The following is a 15,955-nucleotide window of genomic DNA, read 5'->3' on the forward strand; positions in this document are numbered from 1 at the left end:
AGTCCTTTGCGATCTCCCGTCGGGAGTGCTGCGCAATCCCCCTCCACATACTCCTGAACCAAATACTGACGATTATCCTCTGTGTGGATAAAATAGTCCAAAAGTTCTGGGATTTGAGGATGTTGACCCAACTGCTCTAACTGTTTTGCTTCTTGATTAAAAAAACGGGATGCTTTTTCAATAGTGTCTGTGCCCTGGGCTTGGGGTAAAAATTGTTTAATCACACAGGTAGGTTGAGATGGTTTACCCGTATCTGTTGCTAAAAAGGTACGTCCAAATCCTCCCTCCCCCAAAATTTCCCGGGGGATGAACCGCTCTCGCAAAATTAATTTGTTGCCACATTTTTGGCAGAATTTACAGTCGTTTGGATTCTGGTGCAAACAGTCTGGTTTTACGCAGAGGATTTTATTCATCTTACTTGTAAGTATTTTACCTCAGTATATCAAAAGTCCATAAGATTGCGAAGCAGTAGCACTCTCCAGATTGCACTTCCTATCACAATTCCTATAACAGGATATAAATAAAAGCTAACTTAATCAAATTAAATTATATAGGAGTTAACATAAAATAATCATTACAAGTGAAACTGAGCGTCAAAACTAGTAACTTAATAATCGGAAACCCCTACCACATATAGGAAAATCCCTAATTGGCAAAATTATTAAAAATTTTGTAAAAACCTCTTTACAAAACTAAACATCTGTCTTAATATAAGTTCATAAGGTAGAAACACCTACCAGAACATACATAAATCTCTCGTAAAACCGCAATTATAAAACCATGACCACCGCCATTCAACAGCGCCAAAGCGCCAACGTATGGGATCGCTTCTGTGAATTTATCACCAGCACCAACAACCGCCTTTATATTGGCTGGTTCGGCGTGTTAATGATCCCCACCCTGCTTGCAGCTACCACTTGCTTCATCATTGCTTTTATTGCTGCTCCCCCCGTGGACATCGACGGTATTCGTGAACCCGTAGCTGGTTCCCTAATGTACGGTAACAACATCATCTCCGGTGCTGTAGTTCCTTCCTCCAACGCCATTGGCTTGCACTTCTACCCAATTTGGGAAGCTGCATCCTTAGATGAATGGTTATACAACGGTGGTCCTTACCAACTAGTAATTTTCCACTTCTTGATTGGTGTAGCCTGCTACCTAGGTCGTGAATGGGAACTATCCTTCCGTTTAGGCATGCGTCCTTGGATTTGCGTAGCATTCTCCGCTCCTTTGGCAGCTGCTACCGCAGTATTCTTAATCTACCCCATCGGACAAGGTTCATTCTCTGATGGTATGCCCTTAGGTATCTCTGGAACCTTCAACTTCATGATTGTGTTCCAAGCAGAGCATAACATCCTCATGCACCCCTTCCACATGTTAGGAGTAGCAGGTGTATTCGGTGGTAGCTTGTTCAGCGCTATGCACGGTTCCTTAGTAACATCTTCCTTAGTAAGAGAAACAACCGAAACCGAGTCTCAGAACTATGGTTACAAGTTCGGACAAGAGGAAGAAACCTACAACATCGTAGCAGCACACGGTTACTTCGGACGCTTGATATTCCAATATGCTTCATTCAACAACAGCCGTTCACTACACTTCTTCTTGGCAGCATGGCCAGTAGTAGGAATCTGGTTTACAGCACTGGGTGTAAGCACCATGGCATTCAACCTGAATGGATTCAACTTCAACCAATCCATCATTGATTCTCAAGGACGCGTAATCGGTACATGGGCTGACGTAATCAACCGCGCTAACCTAGGTATGGAAGTAATGCACGAGCGCAATGCGCACAACTTCCCCTTAGACCTAGCTGCTGGTGAAGTAGCACCTGTAGCATTAACCGCTCCCGCAATCAACGGTTAATAACAAATACTGGTAAATGAAAAGCTCCTCACCAGGTGAGGGGCTTTTTTTATGGGGAGACATCAGGGATAGTTTCATCCCCAACTGTTGCGCCTTTTTGACTTAATAGAGTTCCTCTGAACTTATTGGGTTTCCCGCACTGGGGACAAAATACAAGTAAATTTTCCATTCCTACAAGCACAGACACTTCGTCTTCATATCCACAAGAGCATTCCCACTCAATTAAATTTATATCGCCCTTTAGAGTAAATTTGTAGGGGCGTTTAAAGATATAGAATTTCTCTTTCTTTTTGTATTGTGTCTTTTCATCAGGCAATGATTCTACATTTGGTTCTCCTACCTCCTGGTCTTTTAGCAGAGTAGTTTCGACCGGTTGTGTAACATCTGGTTGAGTTAATGGAACCATTTCAATAGGTAATGCTACCTCCCTGTCTTTTGGGGGAGTCATAACCACTGGGGGTATTTCAACTGGGGGTGTAACATCCCGAGGAGGTGGTGGAGCTAGAACCACAGGTGATGCTTTTTGAGATTTTTTTCTTGCAGCTTTTTGGGGGGTAGCCTTTTTATTTTCCTCAGCAGGTGGAATAATCTCATCAGGATTAGATTCCACTGGAGGGGGAGCAGCAGTTTTCTTAACCACAGATATTATTTGCAGTTTTGTTTCCTGCTTTGGCTCTTCTTTCTTTGGTACTTGCTGTTTACGTGGCATAGTCACTCCTTTGGCATACCCCTATTATACATTAGCCCTAGTTTCTTGGTTTGGGAGACAATAGCTATACTGATAAAAAACTCACCCATCCCATGAGATGAACCGCAAAAAACTTACCCAACTAATCACTATTGCAATTCTTGTCACCTTTATTACCATATTCTATCCATTTATTACTATTGCCCTAACTACCAAAGAAATCGGCGCGATCGCTGAAAGGGTGACTGTTCGCCTTAGCGGTCCCGACCAAGGTTCAGGTGTAATTATCAATAAAAATGGTAACACTTACACAGTATTAACCAATTCCCATGTTTTTCAGTATAAAGGCGCATTTGAAATTATCACCTACGATGGGAGAAAATACCAATCAAATAACGTAACAGAAATACCTAATCTTGATTTAGCCACCCTTCAATTTAACAGTGACCAAGAATATCAAGTAGTGGCATTGGGTGACTCTAATACTGTAACCATAGGGCAGGTAGTTTATATTAGTGGGTTTCCTTCTAAACAAGACTTTACCTTTAGATTTGATGGAATCTCCCGGATTTTAAAAAAACCAAGAGACGGGGGATATAGCTTGGTATATAGAATAGGAGCATTAAAAGGAATGAGTGGAGGTCCCATCCTAGATGAGAATGGTAAATTAGTAGGTATTCATGGGCTAACCCACAGTCAAAGCCTAGGAGATGGACGCGGTACACCGGAAGAATATGGAATTCCACTTCAGACCTTTTTAAATGCACCACCCCCCACACCGAGCAGGTACACAAGATTAGAAACCCTATTAAAAGCTCAAAACTTTAGAGAAGCAGATGAAGAAACAGACAGAGTAATGTTAGCAGTAGCTAACAGACAAAGCGAGGGTTGGTTGAGAATAGAAGATGCAGAAAATTTTCCCTGTCAAGAATTGCGCACCATTGATAATCTGTGGTTAAAATATAGTCAGGGTAAATTTGGTATATCTGTCCAACAAGAAATATACAAAAACCTGGGGGGAACAAAACAATTTGATGTGAATGTATGGAGATCCTTCGGAGACAGGGTAGGATGGAGAAAACAAGGTTCATGGCTCGATTACAAAGATTTAAACTTTTCATTATCCGCACCAACGGGTCAACTCCCTTTGTATCGGATGATATTTATCAGTATCTTGATAAACTCCCTTACGGATATGGATAGTCGGCTTCCCTCCAGGGCTTCCCTCCTGTCAAGACATGTAGAGTGTAACCCATAAAGGTTTGATAGTATTGTTAACTTTTGTAAATAACAAGAAATTAACGAAACCTTGCTAGTTCCAGGGTTTCGGATACCTGGTACTATTTATTTTTAGGATTAGGTGTATAACAATTTGCCTTGACAAATATTGTTGCTGCCTTTACTATTTCCTCACTAGTTATGTCTAACTCATCCCAAAAAAGCTTTAGCTGTCCTGGTGATGTTCCCTTCTTTTTTTGATTTGGTTTCATCCCTCTAGGGAGTGCAATGCGATCTCCCGCAGGGTGTGCTGCGCAATCGCCCCTCCATACGTTCAGATTTTTCCCTTGAGAAGGAACCGGGGAGAACACTGAATGCGATCTCCCGCAGGGTGTGCTGCGCAATCGCCCCTCCATACGTTCAGATTTTTCCCTTAAGAAGAAACATGGAGAACCCTGAATACGATCGCCCGTCTTGAATGCTTTGAGATCGCCCCTCTATACATTCAGATTTTTCCCTTGAGAAGAAACATGGGGAGACCCTAAATGCGATCACTCAGAGGGAGTGCTGCGCGATCGCCCCTCAACACAGTCAGATTTTTCCCTTGAGAAGAAACACGGGGGGACCCTGAATGCGATCGCCCATAGGAATTGCTTCGCGATCGCCCCTCAACACATTCAGAATTTTCCCTTGAGAAGAAACACGAGGAACCCTAAATGCGATCGCCCATAGGAATTGCTTCGCGATCGCCCCTCAACACATTCAGAATTTTCCCTTGAGAAGAAACACGAGGAGCCCTAAATGCGATCGCCCATAGGGAGTGCTTTACAAACGCACCCATTTTAAGGCACTATATTTCAAAACTAACTGTTAAAATCTTAGCAAAGTTTAACCTACATGCAAAAATGCAATTATGAATGATTTACCTCGTCAAAAACTCAAGGAAATTATTATTCAATATGGTCGCGACTTATGTGACAATCCAAAACGTTGTGGAGCATTCCTGAATGACTACTGTGGACAATATAGACGAGAAATATTTTTGCTTATCAGTGCTTTAAAACAAGGTGTGGCAAAAGACCTACTCAATTCTGGCAACATTCCTGTTGAAGTGCTATTAGGTAGATTAATTAACCAAATGCAGAATGATTTGGGTTTAACAAAAGAAGCTGCCCAATATGCAGTTGAAAGTTGGGCCCAGGTTTTAGATAAGATGCCTCAAATAACCACACTACAAAAAACTAGAAGGGCTGAGCAGAAACAAGAAACAACATCTTCAGTACCTACACCTAGCAGGTACACACAATTAGAAACCTTATTAAAAGCTAAAAAATTTAAAGAAGCAGATGAAGAAACAAGGAGTGTAATGTTAGCAGTAGCTAACAGACAAAGCGAGCGTTGGTTAAGAGTGGAAGATGCGGAAAATTTTCCTTGTGAAGAGTTGCGCACCATTGACAATCTGTGGTTAAAATATAGTGAGGGTAAATTTGGTATCTCTGTCCAACAAGAAATATACAAAAACCTGGGCGGGACAAAACAATATGATGAGAGAAGAAACCTAAAATTAAAAACAATGAACCTTATGGCTGAGCAGAAACAAGAAACAACATCTTCAGTACCTACACCTAGCAGGTACACACAATTAGAAACCTTATTAAAAGCTAAAAAATTTAAAGAAGCAGATGAAGAAACAAGGAGTGTAATGTTAGCAGTAGCTAACAGACAAAGCAATGGTTATTTAAGAGTGGAAGATGCAGAAAATTTTCCTTGTAAGGAATTGCGCACCATTGATAATTTGTGGTTAAAATATAGTCAGGGTAAATTTGGTATCTCTGTCCAACAAGAAATATACAAAAACTTAGGCGGCACAAAACAATTTAATTTAAAGGTATGGGAATCCTTCGGAGATAGAATTGGATGGAGGTCAGGAGGTTCATGGCTGTACAGTAGCGGCTTAAACTTTTCACTATCCGCACCAACGGGTCAACTCCCCACGTGTCGTGTCGGTGTTTGTTGCGTGTTAGTATTTGGGGGTTTTTTATGTGGGTTTGGGAAATGTGGGTGGTCTTCCCTCCTGTCAAGACATGTAGAGTAGACATCTCCGGAAATAGCCAAAGCGTTACCAATACTACTTTTTAAGGTGAGACACCCCAATACAAAAGTAGCTGACTGGTATGCTAAAATAAGCGTTAGAGATGCCTCTTGTTGGGAATTAACCAAAAGATAACACCTATGTGAGATAATTTATTTTTAGCCAAGTCTAAATCTTGATAACTAAAATAAGTAGGTTCCTATTCGGAAACGAACAAGTCCACAAATAGTCATGATTACCTGTTCATACTTACTTGAATTTAATCGAAATCTTTCTTGTGCCACTCTGAATATTTTCACTACACGAATTAAATGTTCAACAAAAATTCGTTCGGAAGCTAACTCTTTATTTTTTTCTTTTTGTTCAGACGTTAATTCTTGGTTTTAAGGTTTTTTTGTCGGAGTTTTCATTAACTCCTCTCCTTGATAAGCTTTATCACCACTAAATTTTTGTTTTTTATCAAATATATTTCTGGTTTCACGGAATAAATTTACATCACTTTTTGGACCAGGTTTACCCGCTACTACATCAACAATATCTTTACCATTTGGTAAAACGATTAGTTGACTTTTTCTAGTATGACAGGCTTTTTTACCTGAATAATATTTTTTTTGTTCTTGGTACTCTCCAGGTCTGTCTATAGGCTGTTCATAGCTATCCACTATTAACTCAAATTCTGTTAATATTTCTTTAACGACTTCGTAATCACTGGAGTTTTTTTTTACCTGTTCTAGCAAACTTGGTGGCAATAATTCTCCTATTATTGGCAACCAATAGTTAAAGATATCATTTGCAGTTGTTTCACTTACTCCAAATTGAATACCTAGTAGCTGAAATGTTGTTAACTGCCGTAAATATGTTAATGTTAAGATTATTTGCTCCGACGGTGATAATTTGGGTTTGCGCCCTCCACCGCCTTGAATAATTCGGGTTTTTTTTGATTCAACCAATTGTTGTTTCTGATGATGCAGTTTTATGGCTTTTTCCAAAAGTTGCTGTAACTGCTCATACTTCAGACCCAATAAACGGTGTGATTCGTGAGGATTATTCTGGATATATTCAGATATGTTGCTCATAATAAGTTGCCAAAAATACCATTTCATATTATTTTATCACACTTTGATTCTTTTTCGGAGATGTCTATTTGTTATATCTAACTCATCCCAAAAGAGCTTTAGTTGTCCCGGTGATGTTCCCTTCTTTTTTTGATTTGGTTTCATCCCGGCTAAAAGTTTACTCCCCCACCGGTTTTTTTCTACCTTTTTCGGTTGAGGACGATATTTTTGACAAAATCCTTTATAAATATTTGCACACTCATCTAAAGTCTTGCCTAATGCTAAAAAGGCTGGATGCCATGTTGTTACTCCATCACTACCTAACCTCTCATGTACTCCATAGTTACTAAAATCATAAAACATTCCCTGTTGTATTCCTGCTGCTTTTGACGGAAAACGTTTTCCGTCAATCTTTTACCAAACGGGAACCGAACATGAAATGAGCCTAGATATAAATTCTCCTTCCTGGAGGAGAGCGATCTCCCAAAGGGAGTGCTGCGCAATCGCCCTTCAGCATGTTCAAGTTTTTCCCTTCAGAAGGAATCGGGGGATAATCACTAAGAGCGATCGCCCGTAGTGGGTGTAATGCGATCGCCCGTAGGGAGTGCTTCGCAATCGCCCTACGGAATAAATATTGATTGAGATCCCCAGAAGCTTGTTACCCAAACTGCGATCGCCCCTTTATACATTCAGATTTTCCCCTTGAGAAGAAACCAGGGGCATTTCTAAATGCGAGATCCCGTAGGGAGTGCAAAGCGATCGCCTGTCCTCATGTTCAGTATTTTCCATTGAGAAGGAAGTAGAGACGATTCCCACAAGCGATCGCCCGGCAAATATCCTAAAAGCATTGAAATAACTGATTTATCTTTTGACAGAAAACGTTTTCCGTCACTATTTAACATAGATTTGGAAACGTCATATATCAGGCGATCGCGCCGAAGAGCATGAGTACCACATTTATTGCTAGGTAATCCCAGCATCGCTAAAAACAGTATTGATAGTTCAAATAACTATCTGATGGTCAAGAAGCAATACGCTTTATCTTATAATCGCAGTCATGGGACTGCTAATTGGGTAGCCTGGGAACTTAACCAATCGTGGCTAGGAAATGCAGAAAGACAAGATAATTTCAGACCTGATCCAACTCTTCCGAAACAGTGGAAACGAATAAAACCAAGTATTTATAAAGGTTCTGGATACGATAGAGGACATTTAGTTCCTTCTGGAGATAGGAAGGCAAACATTGAAGATAATTCATCTACCTTCCTGATGACTAATATCATTCCACAAACGCCAGATAATAATAGAAACACCTGGGGGAACCTAGAAGATTACAGCAGGGATTTAGTAGAACAAGGTAAAACCCTATACATTATTGCTGGTACTTGGGGAAGTCAAGGAAAAATCAATAATCTGGTCAATATCCCCAAATACACTTGGAAAATTATTGTTGTACTGGATCACCCATCATCGCACTTTAGTTTATTCTCAATGGTAGGCGCGATCGCACTTCTTAAGGAAAAACAGTTGAATCTGTTCTTATTAATTGGCGTGCGATGGCAGTTGAGCATATTACAAGAGGAATATTGTTGAATCTATATTTGGTAACAAGTAATGAGATTTGTATTTGAATGCCTACTATTTTTTATAAAAGTAAATAAATGAAGAAGTTTTTTGTATGTAATTATATTGCGGTACAGGCAGTTAGTTATGTCTTTTCATGGGAAAATAGTAAATCTATAAGTTTTTAATAAAGTAAATGTATTTATAGGAAAGTAGTGAAGGAGGAGATAGATACAGAGAATAAAAAAATACAGAAAGAGTACGGATAGAGGATAAGAGGGAGTGAAAGTAAGATAAGTGCAATTATCAGTAGTTCATTCGGGAGGTTTTTCTATTGTCTACCATCTCTGTCTTGTCTAACCCCTCTACTACAATTACCAAAGAAGATTCTATTACTAATGCTATTAATCAATGGTTATATGGTAAATCTACACACTCTAAAAGAAGCTATAATAGGGTAATTCGTAGTTACATATCTTATTTAGATGATATCCATATAGCTAATTCTACTGCTGCTCATTTTAGAGATTACCAGGAATATCTCTATCAATCTGGTAAAACTATTAATACTATTAACACTTACACCAATATAATAAAATCCTTCTTTACTTTTCTTAGAGATGAGAGTGTACTTCCTACTAATATCACCCATCGTGTTAAATCTCCTAAGCCTGTCTCTGCTTTACGTGAAAGAATTTTAACTCGAGCAGAAGTAGATGCTATGATTACATTAGAAACTAATACACGTAATCGACTTATCTTAGAGCTATTATTCTTTTGTGGACTTAGAGTTAGTGAATTAACTATACTTCTCTGGGCAGATATTAAAGATAATGGTTCTACTGCTTATGTTCATATTACTGGTAAAGGTAACAAACAACGCACTTTAATCATTCCTCCTTTACTATGGACATCTTTAAAGTCGCATAAAACTACTAATGAGTCTCCTGTATTTAAATCTCGCAAGGGTGGTAAAAATCTTACACAAAAAGCTGTTTGGGATATTGTTCGCACTGCTTCTAAAAGAATTGGTATCAGCGCCAGTCCCCATTGGCTCCGCCACACTCATGCTACCTTAGCTTTACACAATGGTGCTGATATTAATCAAGTTTCTACATCTTTAGGTCATTCTTCTGTTGCTACTACAACTAAATATCTACATGCCCGACCTAATGATTGTAGTAGTCTTTATCTATAGATACTTAAATGAAAGAGGGAAGATTATCCTCCCTCTTTTTTATTTGTCTTAACACTTAGTTCTCTTATGAAAGTTAAAGTTTGCGAATTTACTTATCTACACTAAATATACTCAATTCGCAATACCTATTCCTTCTTGCGAAGGTCAAGACCGTCTTCACCGTTGAAGATGGTAATCCTATAAAAAAGTCGCAATACCTATTCCTTCTTGCGAAGGTCAAGACCACCCTGGAGGACGGAGTGAATGTGGATGTCGTCTCTAAGTCGCAATACCTATTCCTTCTTGCGAAGGTCAAGACCAGAGTGATGCCCTCAAACAAACACCTTCTAGAAACCTAGAGTCGCAATACCTATTCCTTCTTGCGAAGGTCAAGACTGAGTTGGTTATCTCGATTGTTGCTGCAATTGTTTCAGGTCGCAATACCTATTCCTTCTTGCGAAGGTCAAGACAAGCTTAATTCCGCAATTAAGCTAGTTCTGGCAGAAGACCGTCGCAATACCTATTCCTTCTTGCGAAGGTCAAGACTATTCCTGAACCAAGACGGCAATGCTGTTAAAAACAAGTCGCAATACCTATTCCTTCTTGCGAAGGTCAAGACTTAGAGGAGGTATAGAACTCTTCGAAAACGGTGGTGAGTCGCAATACCTATTCCTTCTTGCGAAGGTCAAGACGGTTGCCTCAGACTTTGAATACCTGTATGGTATTTAATTGTCGCAATACCTATTCCTTCTTGCGAAGGTCAAGACAATATGAGTCCTGGACACCCCAAGAGGTTACTACTTCTTGGTCGCAATACCTATTCCTTCTTGCGAAGGTCAAGACCCACCACCTCACATCTTTGACATCTTGTCAGTGTTGTGTGTCGCAATACCTATTCCTTCTTGCGAAGGTCAAGACGGTACTGTCCTTTTTACACAACTACAGCCGTACCTCTGGTCGCAATACCTATTCCTTCTTGCGAAGGTCAAGACATGAACAATGGTGTTAGAGAGTCTTGGATAGATGGTCGCAATACCTATTCCTTCTTGCGAAGGTCAAGACCAGAGCGATTGATTGACCATCTAGAGGGGAATGGCTAGTCGCAATACCTATTCCTTCTTGCGAAGGTCAAGACTACCAATTGGTAAGGAGCAACCATGAAATGCTCATGGCAGCCGACCAGTTGTCGCAATACCTATTCCTTCTTGCGAAGGTCAAGACTGTTTTCTGTTAGAGGCGCGGCCCCTAACAGTTTTAAGTCGCAATACCTATTCCTTCTTGCGAAGGTCAAGACAGAGCTGGCAGTTTATTGACATGACCCAAGGACAATGGGTGTCGCAATACCTATTCCTTCTTGCGAAGGTCAAGACCCACCAATCGTTTTTCAGCATTAATCCCTCGTCTGAATTGTCGCAATACCTATTCCTTCTTGCGAAGGTCAAGACATTGTTAGAGGAATTGAGAGAGAGACTGAAAGATTGTCGTCGCAATACCTATTCCTTCTTGCGAAGGTCAAGACCCCTCCATTTTAACCCCTTACCCTGACTGGTGTCTAGACCCACTTTGCGAAGGTCAGCAAAATTTCTCTGTTTTTCACCTCCAGCACCATCAAAATAATGGCTGAAACCTTTACACCACAAGGCTGCGAGGTTCCCAACGAAATAATAGGCATTCCAGCGTTTTTTCTTGACCTTCGCAATCTCTTCGTTAATTACTGTTTTTTTTGTCTTTATTTTTATCATTATTCTTTCTTATTACTTAAATATTTATATCGATTTTCCCCTATATTCCCCCGTATTATAACACATTTACAGCAAAATAATTCCCTAAAAATTATGTATATTTTCTTTTTATTGTGAATACGCTACTGTAAGTTACTGGGTGCAAAACTTTAAAAGTATATTTCATTGTCTGGATAAAAATGTATAGCTATAATTTAATATCTTAAAATACAATACTAACTTACATAGCTACATCCAATTAAACAGTATACGCTAAAATTCTTGGAGTAATGGCTTTATGCACTGACGAAAAACGTTTTCCGTCAATCTTTTACCAACCGCGAACCGAACATGAAACGTGCCTAGAGGAGAGCGATCTCGCGTAGCGAGTGCTGCGCTATCTCCCGTAGGGAGTGCTTCGCAATCGCCCGTAGGGAGTGCTTCGCAATCCCCCTCCAAATATCCCCAAAACTTTGAAATAACTGATTTATCCTTTGACGGAAAACGTTTACCGTCAAAGTTTTACCAAATGGGAACCGAACATGAAATGAGCCTGGATATGAATTCTGCTTCCTGTAGCAAAGCGATCTCGCGTAGCGAGTGCTTCGCAATCGCCCGTAGGGAGTGCAATGCGATCTCCCGTAGGGAGTGCTGCGCAATCGCCCGTAGGGAGTGCTTCGCAATCGCTCATAGGGGGAAGACGAACCCTAGGAAATTCGCAAGGGAAATGCTTCCGAACCAGGGTGCGAGGGCAGAATCCAACCCAGTATCTACCAGGTCGCAATACTTATTCCTTCTTACGAAGGTCAAGATGTAGCTGTAAAACAATCAAATACCTCTTTAGTTGTACAAGCAGTCGCAATACCTATTCCTTCTTACGAAGGTCGAGACATATTTCATATTAATTAGTCTTTTGCCAAATTACCCGAGGTCTATGCTACCATGTCCCACACATTTTTCCAGAACATACTGAAAGCGAATGATCTTTTGTCAACCTCCTACAATTCTACTAATCAGTAATCGCATTCATTAAAACTTCTGTTAAACTCATTTCTTCTAACTCATCTAAAGTCACAGTGTCACAAATATCAAATTTAGCTCCTACACTTTGTAACTGGTCATCGAGAGTTTTGAGAAATTTTGTAGCTTGCGGATCCCTACCTACTTGAATTAGAGAAATTGCTAATTCCTCATCTTTATCCATTTTGCGAGAGGCCTTAATAACTACTTCAAAAACTGCTTTCCGATCATCCGGTTCGCCATCAGTAATCACTAGAATGGTTTCACCATTCGGTTTGGCTTGACCAGATGCTTTACGTTGAAAATATTGATTAGTAGCATCTAAAAGCACTCCAGCTAAATTGGTTGCACCAACAGGATCATTTTCTTGAAATATTTGGGCAACCTTTGCTGCTGTCACATTTTCGTATCGTTTAAATCTACCGGAAAATACATAAACAGTAATACCATCTGGGTCAAATTCCTCACACTTTCTGGCTAGGGCTATGGTAGATTCTTGGGCTATTTCCCATCTGGTTTTTCCACCCCGTTGATCTCGAGTTGACATGCTCCCACTTTTATCAATGATTAGCGTATAGTCGCGATCGTTCAACATATTTTGCTCTAAATATTAGGTTACTCTTATTTTATCTGTTATCTAGCATTTTTGCGCAAGGTGAGGGTATCCTAATTCCCAGTTAGAAAAATGAGATAAATTTAAACAGTACATAGATATCCTTCGATGACAGAACAGGATGGAGGCATAACGGATATTAGCTATATTATAATAGTATTATTAGTCTTTATTATGATGATTTATCGTCACTTTACGCATCAAAGGGTCAACTACCATTACTGGGAGGTTGGGAACAATGGGGTTGTCAAGTGGGGATGTTTTTCCCTCCCTTGCATAGTTTACCTAGTCTTACCTCGCGTATTTAGCCCAACTCTCCTTTCTCATGGTATTTCAGGTAGTAAGTGGTGCCTCGCGAGCTACCGTAGGAAATACTTTGGGTTCACGTTATAAAAGACAATTGTCATATCCCACTATGGAGCAATGGTTCAAAAGTGCAAAACCGATAAAGCTCTAATCTAGGTCACAGCACCCTTTTCAATAAGTGGAATTAAATATAAGATGAAGGTAGGTTGAGTTGAAGTATAAAACCCACTACACGCGTGGCTTATGCTACCCCTAACCCATCCTACAAATAACTGTGCCTTCCTACTTAGTCCAAAAATATTTCAAAAGTAGATAGAACCAACATAAAGGGATATATGAAGATAAACAAATTACATCTGTCAATTACCAGCATAGCAATTTTTGCATTAATAAACATACTGTGGATACCACAGTATACAATTGCATCTAAAAAGAATAGTTCACAAAGAAGCAACTCAAGTCGTATGTCAAACAAAGCGACTTATCTTACTACGCCTTTCAATAACTCAACCAAAATACTACCAAATTTTCTTGGGCATGATCTTGAAGCCATTTCAAACGCGTTAATTAAAAGACAGGAGTCTTTGAAAAAGGATGAATTTGAAACTACACAAGCATTTAATCAAAGAGTAATCAAAGAAGGACTTAAACCAATACTTGGAACAATCAATGTTGATAGTACCTTAGCTTTTGTTCTGTCAGATAAGTTTGAGTCATCCTACAATGCTGATTTAAGTTTATTTCGTATAGAAATACCTAAAAGTGATTATACAGAATTTACGTGGAAGTCAAAGACATTTAACTACAGAACGTATAAAGCTTCTAATGCTTTTGGAGCTACAATAGATGTTAGTAGTTGGGATAGGGAATCATTTAGTATAAAGCCGGACAGGAAAAGTAACGAACAAACTATTACACTTAGAATAAGTTCTAATTTAGCTAAAAAACTTAAAGAGAATTTTAGGATAATATTTATTTCCAAAATAGAAGGATACAGCCCTGTAAAAAGGCAAATAGGACGCTCTAATGCAACCTTTGATAACCCTTATAGTATATCATATTCTGATACTTCCTTAAATGTGAAGATATTAGAATTCAAGATTTTTGATAAAACAACTGGTAAAGTCTACTATTCTGGAACATTGTATCCACCAATCAATTACACAAAATTAGAAACCCTATTAAAAGCTCAAAACTTTAGAGAAGCAGATGAAGAAACAGCCAGAGTAATGTTAGCAGTAGCTAACAGACAAAGCGAGGGTTGGTTGAGAATAGAAGATGCAGAAAATTTTCCCTGTCAAGAATTGCGCACCATTGATAATTTGTGGTTAAAATATAGTCAGGGTAAATTTGGTATATCTGTCCAACAAGAAATATACAAAAACCTGGGGGGAACAAAACAATTTGATGTAAATGTATGGAGATCCTTCGGAGACAGGGTGGGATGGAGAAAACAAGGTTCATGGCTCGATTACAAAGATTTAAACTTTTCATTATCCGCACCAACGGGTCACCTCTTTGTTGGTGGTGGGGTGGGGTGGGAAGGGGGTTTGTGGGGGAGGTGGGGAGGGGTGATGGGTAGTAGGAAGATCTTCCCTCCTGTCAAGACATGTAGAGTGTAACCCATAAAGGTTTGATAGTATTGTTAACTTTTGTAAATAACAAGAAATTAACGAAACCTTGCTAGTTCCAGGGTTTCGGATACCTGGTACTATTTATTTTTAGGATTAGGTGTATAACAATTTGCCTTGACAAATATTGTTGCTGCCTTTATTATTTCCTCATTAGTTATGTCTAACTCATCCCAAAAGAGCTTTAGTTGTCCCGGTGATGTTCCCTTCTTTTTTTGATTTGGTTTCATCCCCGCCAAAAGTTTACTCCCCCAGCGGTTTTTTTCCACCTTTTTCGGTTGAGGACGATATTTTTGACAAAATCCTTTATAAATGCTTGCACACTCATCTAAAGTTTTCCCTAATGCTAAAAAGGCTGGATGCCATGTTGTTACCCCATCACTACCTAACCTCTCATGTACTCCATAGTTACTAAAATCATAAAACATTCCCTGTTGTATTCCTGCTGCTTTAGGATTGCCGTGTATATATCTCAGCGTGTTTAATGCCCTTTTCTTATCTGACATGGCAAACCCCGTGCTGTGATACCTTTTTTCCCAAAAATGCCCTGTTCTATTCAGCATCTGATTAAAGCACAGTGCTGTATACCAATTTAACCAGTGCATAATTTTAGGCAGATCTGAGGGCTGTAATGGTTCTATTAAATAATGTATGTGATTACTCATTAGACATAACCCATACATTCTAAAATTATACTTGTCAATTGCTTTTTTTATTGCATAAATCAAGACCTGACGACATTCTAATTTAGTTAGTCTAAATTCCCGATTGTTACATCTGATTGTAATGTGATAGCAGTATCCTGCTTCTAATTTTCTTGGTTTTCGACTCATAAAAATTTAAGACTGGGTTATTCTCAATATAAAGCTGAGAATGTGCTGTCTCCCGTAGGGAGTGCTTCGCAATCGCCTCTCAATACATTCAGAATTTTCCCTTGAGAAGGAATCGGGGGGAACACTGAATGCGAGATCCCCCTCCAAATATCCCAAAAACCTTGAAATAACTGAT

General features: G+C 39.4%; 11 protein-coding genes, 3 pseudogenes and 1 CRISPR repeat array. Of the genes and pseudogenes, 6 read left to right on the top strand and 8 right to left on the bottom strand.

Annotated features, from left to right (window positions below):
* Nucleotides 1-38 precede the first annotated feature (38 nt).
* A pseudogene (locus C6N34_RS02255) lies at nt 39-413 on the bottom strand (4-Cys prefix domain-containing protein); the annotation flags it as partial.
* Between the two features lie 367 nt (nt 414-780).
* Between C6N34_RS02255 and psbA the strand changes: the two are divergent.
* Nucleotides 781-1,863 carry a photosystem II q(b) protein gene (gene psbA, locus C6N34_RS02260; RefSeq protein ID WP_006277031.1) on the top strand — a complete coding sequence of 361 codons (1,083 nt, stop codon included), beginning with the start codon at nt 781-783 and terminating at the stop codon, nt 1,861-1,863.
* Nucleotides 1,864-1,912: 49 nt separating this feature from the next.
* On the opposite strand, the gene C6N34_RS02265 is transcribed toward psbA, so the two are convergent.
* Entirely contained in the window at nt 1,913-2,572 is a 660-nt protein-coding gene (locus tag C6N34_RS02265) for a hypothetical protein (RefSeq protein WP_236107334.1), read from the bottom strand.
* A gap of 97 nt (nt 2,573-2,669) precedes the next feature.
* On the opposite strand from C6N34_RS02265, the gene C6N34_RS02270 reads away from it, so the two are divergent.
* Nucleotides 2,670-3,809, top strand: a complete 1,140-nt coding sequence (locus C6N34_RS02270; RefSeq protein WP_236107336.1) for a GUN4 domain-containing protein — start codon at nt 2,670-2,672, stop codon at nt 3,807-3,809.
* Between the two features lie 672 nt (nt 3,810-4,481).
* Here C6N34_RS02270 and C6N34_RS16990 read toward each other — a convergent pair.
* Nucleotides 4,482-4,610: a hypothetical protein gene (locus C6N34_RS16990; protein ID WP_268906689.1), complete on the bottom strand. Its 129-nt coding sequence runs from the start codon at nt 4,608-4,610 to the stop codon at nt 4,482-4,484.
* Between the two features lie 72 nt (nt 4,611-4,682).
* On the opposite strand from C6N34_RS16990, the gene C6N34_RS17050 reads away from it, so the two are divergent.
* Entirely contained in the window at nt 4,683-5,864 is a 1,182-nt protein-coding gene (locus C6N34_RS17050; protein ID WP_329606425.1) for a GUN4 domain-containing protein, read from the top strand.
* Between the two features lie 179 nt (nt 5,865-6,043).
* On the opposite strand, the pseudogene C6N34_RS02285 reads toward C6N34_RS17050, so the two are convergent.
* From C6N34_RS02285 to C6N34_RS02295, 3 genes and pseudogenes are all read right to left on the bottom strand, one after another.
* Nucleotides 6,044-6,964, bottom strand: a pseudogene (locus C6N34_RS02285) (transposase).
* Between the two features lie 9 nt (nt 6,965-6,973).
* A complete protein-coding gene (locus C6N34_RS02290) occupies nt 6,974-7,279 on the bottom strand; it encodes a hypothetical protein (protein ID WP_181884001.1) in 306 nt (101 codons plus the stop codon).
* Between the two features lie 362 nt (nt 7,280-7,641).
* The gene (locus tag C6N34_RS02295) at nt 7,642-7,896 is read right to left on the bottom strand and encodes a hypothetical protein (protein ID WP_147290739.1); all 255 of its coding nucleotides are present in this window, start codon (nt 7,894-7,896) and stop codon (nt 7,642-7,644) included.
* On the opposite strand from C6N34_RS02295, the pseudogene C6N34_RS02300 reads away from it, so the two are divergent.
* A pseudogene (locus tag C6N34_RS02300) lies at nt 7,871-8,386 on the top strand (DNA/RNA non-specific endonuclease); the annotation flags it as partial. The gene C6N34_RS02295 and the pseudogene C6N34_RS02300 overlap by 26 nt on opposite strands.
* A gap of 427 nt (nt 8,387-8,813) precedes the next feature.
* Nucleotides 8,814-9,677, top strand: coding sequence for a tyrosine-type recombinase/integrase (locus tag C6N34_RS02305; protein ID WP_115538089.1), 864 nt, complete (start codon nt 8,814-8,816; stop codon nt 9,675-9,677).
* A gap of 115 nt (nt 9,678-9,792) precedes the next feature.
* Nucleotides 9,793-11,175: a CRISPR direct-repeat array (repeat unit 36 nt; unit sequence GTCGCAATACCTATTCCTTCTTGCGAAGGTCAAGAC).
* A 1,211-nt stretch (nt 11,176-12,386) separates the two neighbouring features.
* Here C6N34_RS02305 and C6N34_RS02310 read toward each other — a convergent pair.
* Nucleotides 12,387-12,992 (bottom strand): vWA domain-containing protein, encoded by a 606-nt coding sequence (locus tag C6N34_RS02310; RefSeq protein ID WP_040010139.1) that lies wholly within the window; start codon nt 12,990-12,992, stop codon nt 12,387-12,389.
* 788 nt (nt 12,993-13,780) lie between these two features.
* On the opposite strand from C6N34_RS02310, the gene C6N34_RS02315 reads away from it, so the two are divergent.
* Entirely contained in the window at nt 13,781-14,938 is a 1,158-nt protein-coding gene (locus C6N34_RS02315; RefSeq protein ID WP_236107338.1) for a GUN4 domain-containing protein, read from the top strand.
* 89 nt (nt 14,939-15,027) lie between these two features.
* Here the strand turns inward: C6N34_RS02315 and C6N34_RS02320 are convergent, their stop codons facing one another.
* Nucleotides 15,028-15,780 carry a transposase gene (locus C6N34_RS02320; protein ID WP_096547088.1) on the bottom strand — a complete coding sequence of 251 codons (753 nt, stop codon included), beginning with the start codon at nt 15,778-15,780 and terminating at the stop codon, nt 15,028-15,030.
* Between the last annotated feature and the right edge of the window lie 175 nt (nt 15,781-15,955).

It is taken from the genome of Cylindrospermopsis raciborskii Cr2010 (genome assembly GCF_003367075.2).
Taxonomy (GTDB): Bacteria; Cyanobacteriota; Cyanobacteriia; order Cyanobacteriales; family Nostocaceae; genus Raphidiopsis; species Raphidiopsis raciborskii.

Excerpts from the sequence above, each read along its gene's own strand:
- C6N34_RS17050 (WP_329606425.1), top strand. The coding sequence starts at position 4,683 with ATGAATGATTTACCTCGTCAAAAACTCAAGGAAATTATTATTCAATAT.
- C6N34_RS02290 (WP_181884001.1), bottom strand. The coding sequence starts at position 7,279 with ATGTTTTATGATTTTAGTAACTATGGAGTACATGAGAGGTTAGGTAGT.
- C6N34_RS02320 (WP_096547088.1), bottom strand. The coding sequence starts at position 15,780 with ATGAGTCGAAAACCAAGAAAATTAGAAGCAGGATACTGCTATCACATT.
- C6N34_RS02310 (WP_040010139.1), bottom strand. The coding sequence starts at position 12,992 with ATGTTGAACGATCGCGACTATACGCTAATCATTGATAAAAGTGGGAGC.
- C6N34_RS02265 (WP_236107334.1), bottom strand. The coding sequence starts at position 2,572 with ATGCCACGTAAACAGCAAGTACCAAAGAAAGAAGAGCCAAAGCAGGAA.
- C6N34_RS02315 (WP_236107338.1), top strand. The coding sequence starts at position 13,781 with ATGTCAAACAAAGCGACTTATCTTACTACGCCTTTCAATAACTCAACC.
- C6N34_RS02295 (WP_147290739.1), bottom strand. The coding sequence starts at position 7,896 with ATGCTGGGATTACCTAGCAATAAATGTGGTACTCATGCTCTTCGGCGC.
- psbA (WP_006277031.1), top strand. The coding sequence starts at position 781 with ATGACCACCGCCATTCAACAGCGCCAAAGCGCCAACGTATGGGATCGC.
- C6N34_RS02270 (WP_236107336.1), top strand. The coding sequence starts at position 2,670 with ATGAACCGCAAAAAACTTACCCAACTAATCACTATTGCAATTCTTGTC.
- C6N34_RS16990 (WP_268906689.1), bottom strand. The coding sequence starts at position 4,610 with ATGGGTGCGTTTGTAAAGCACTCCCTATGGGCGATCGCATTTAGGGCT.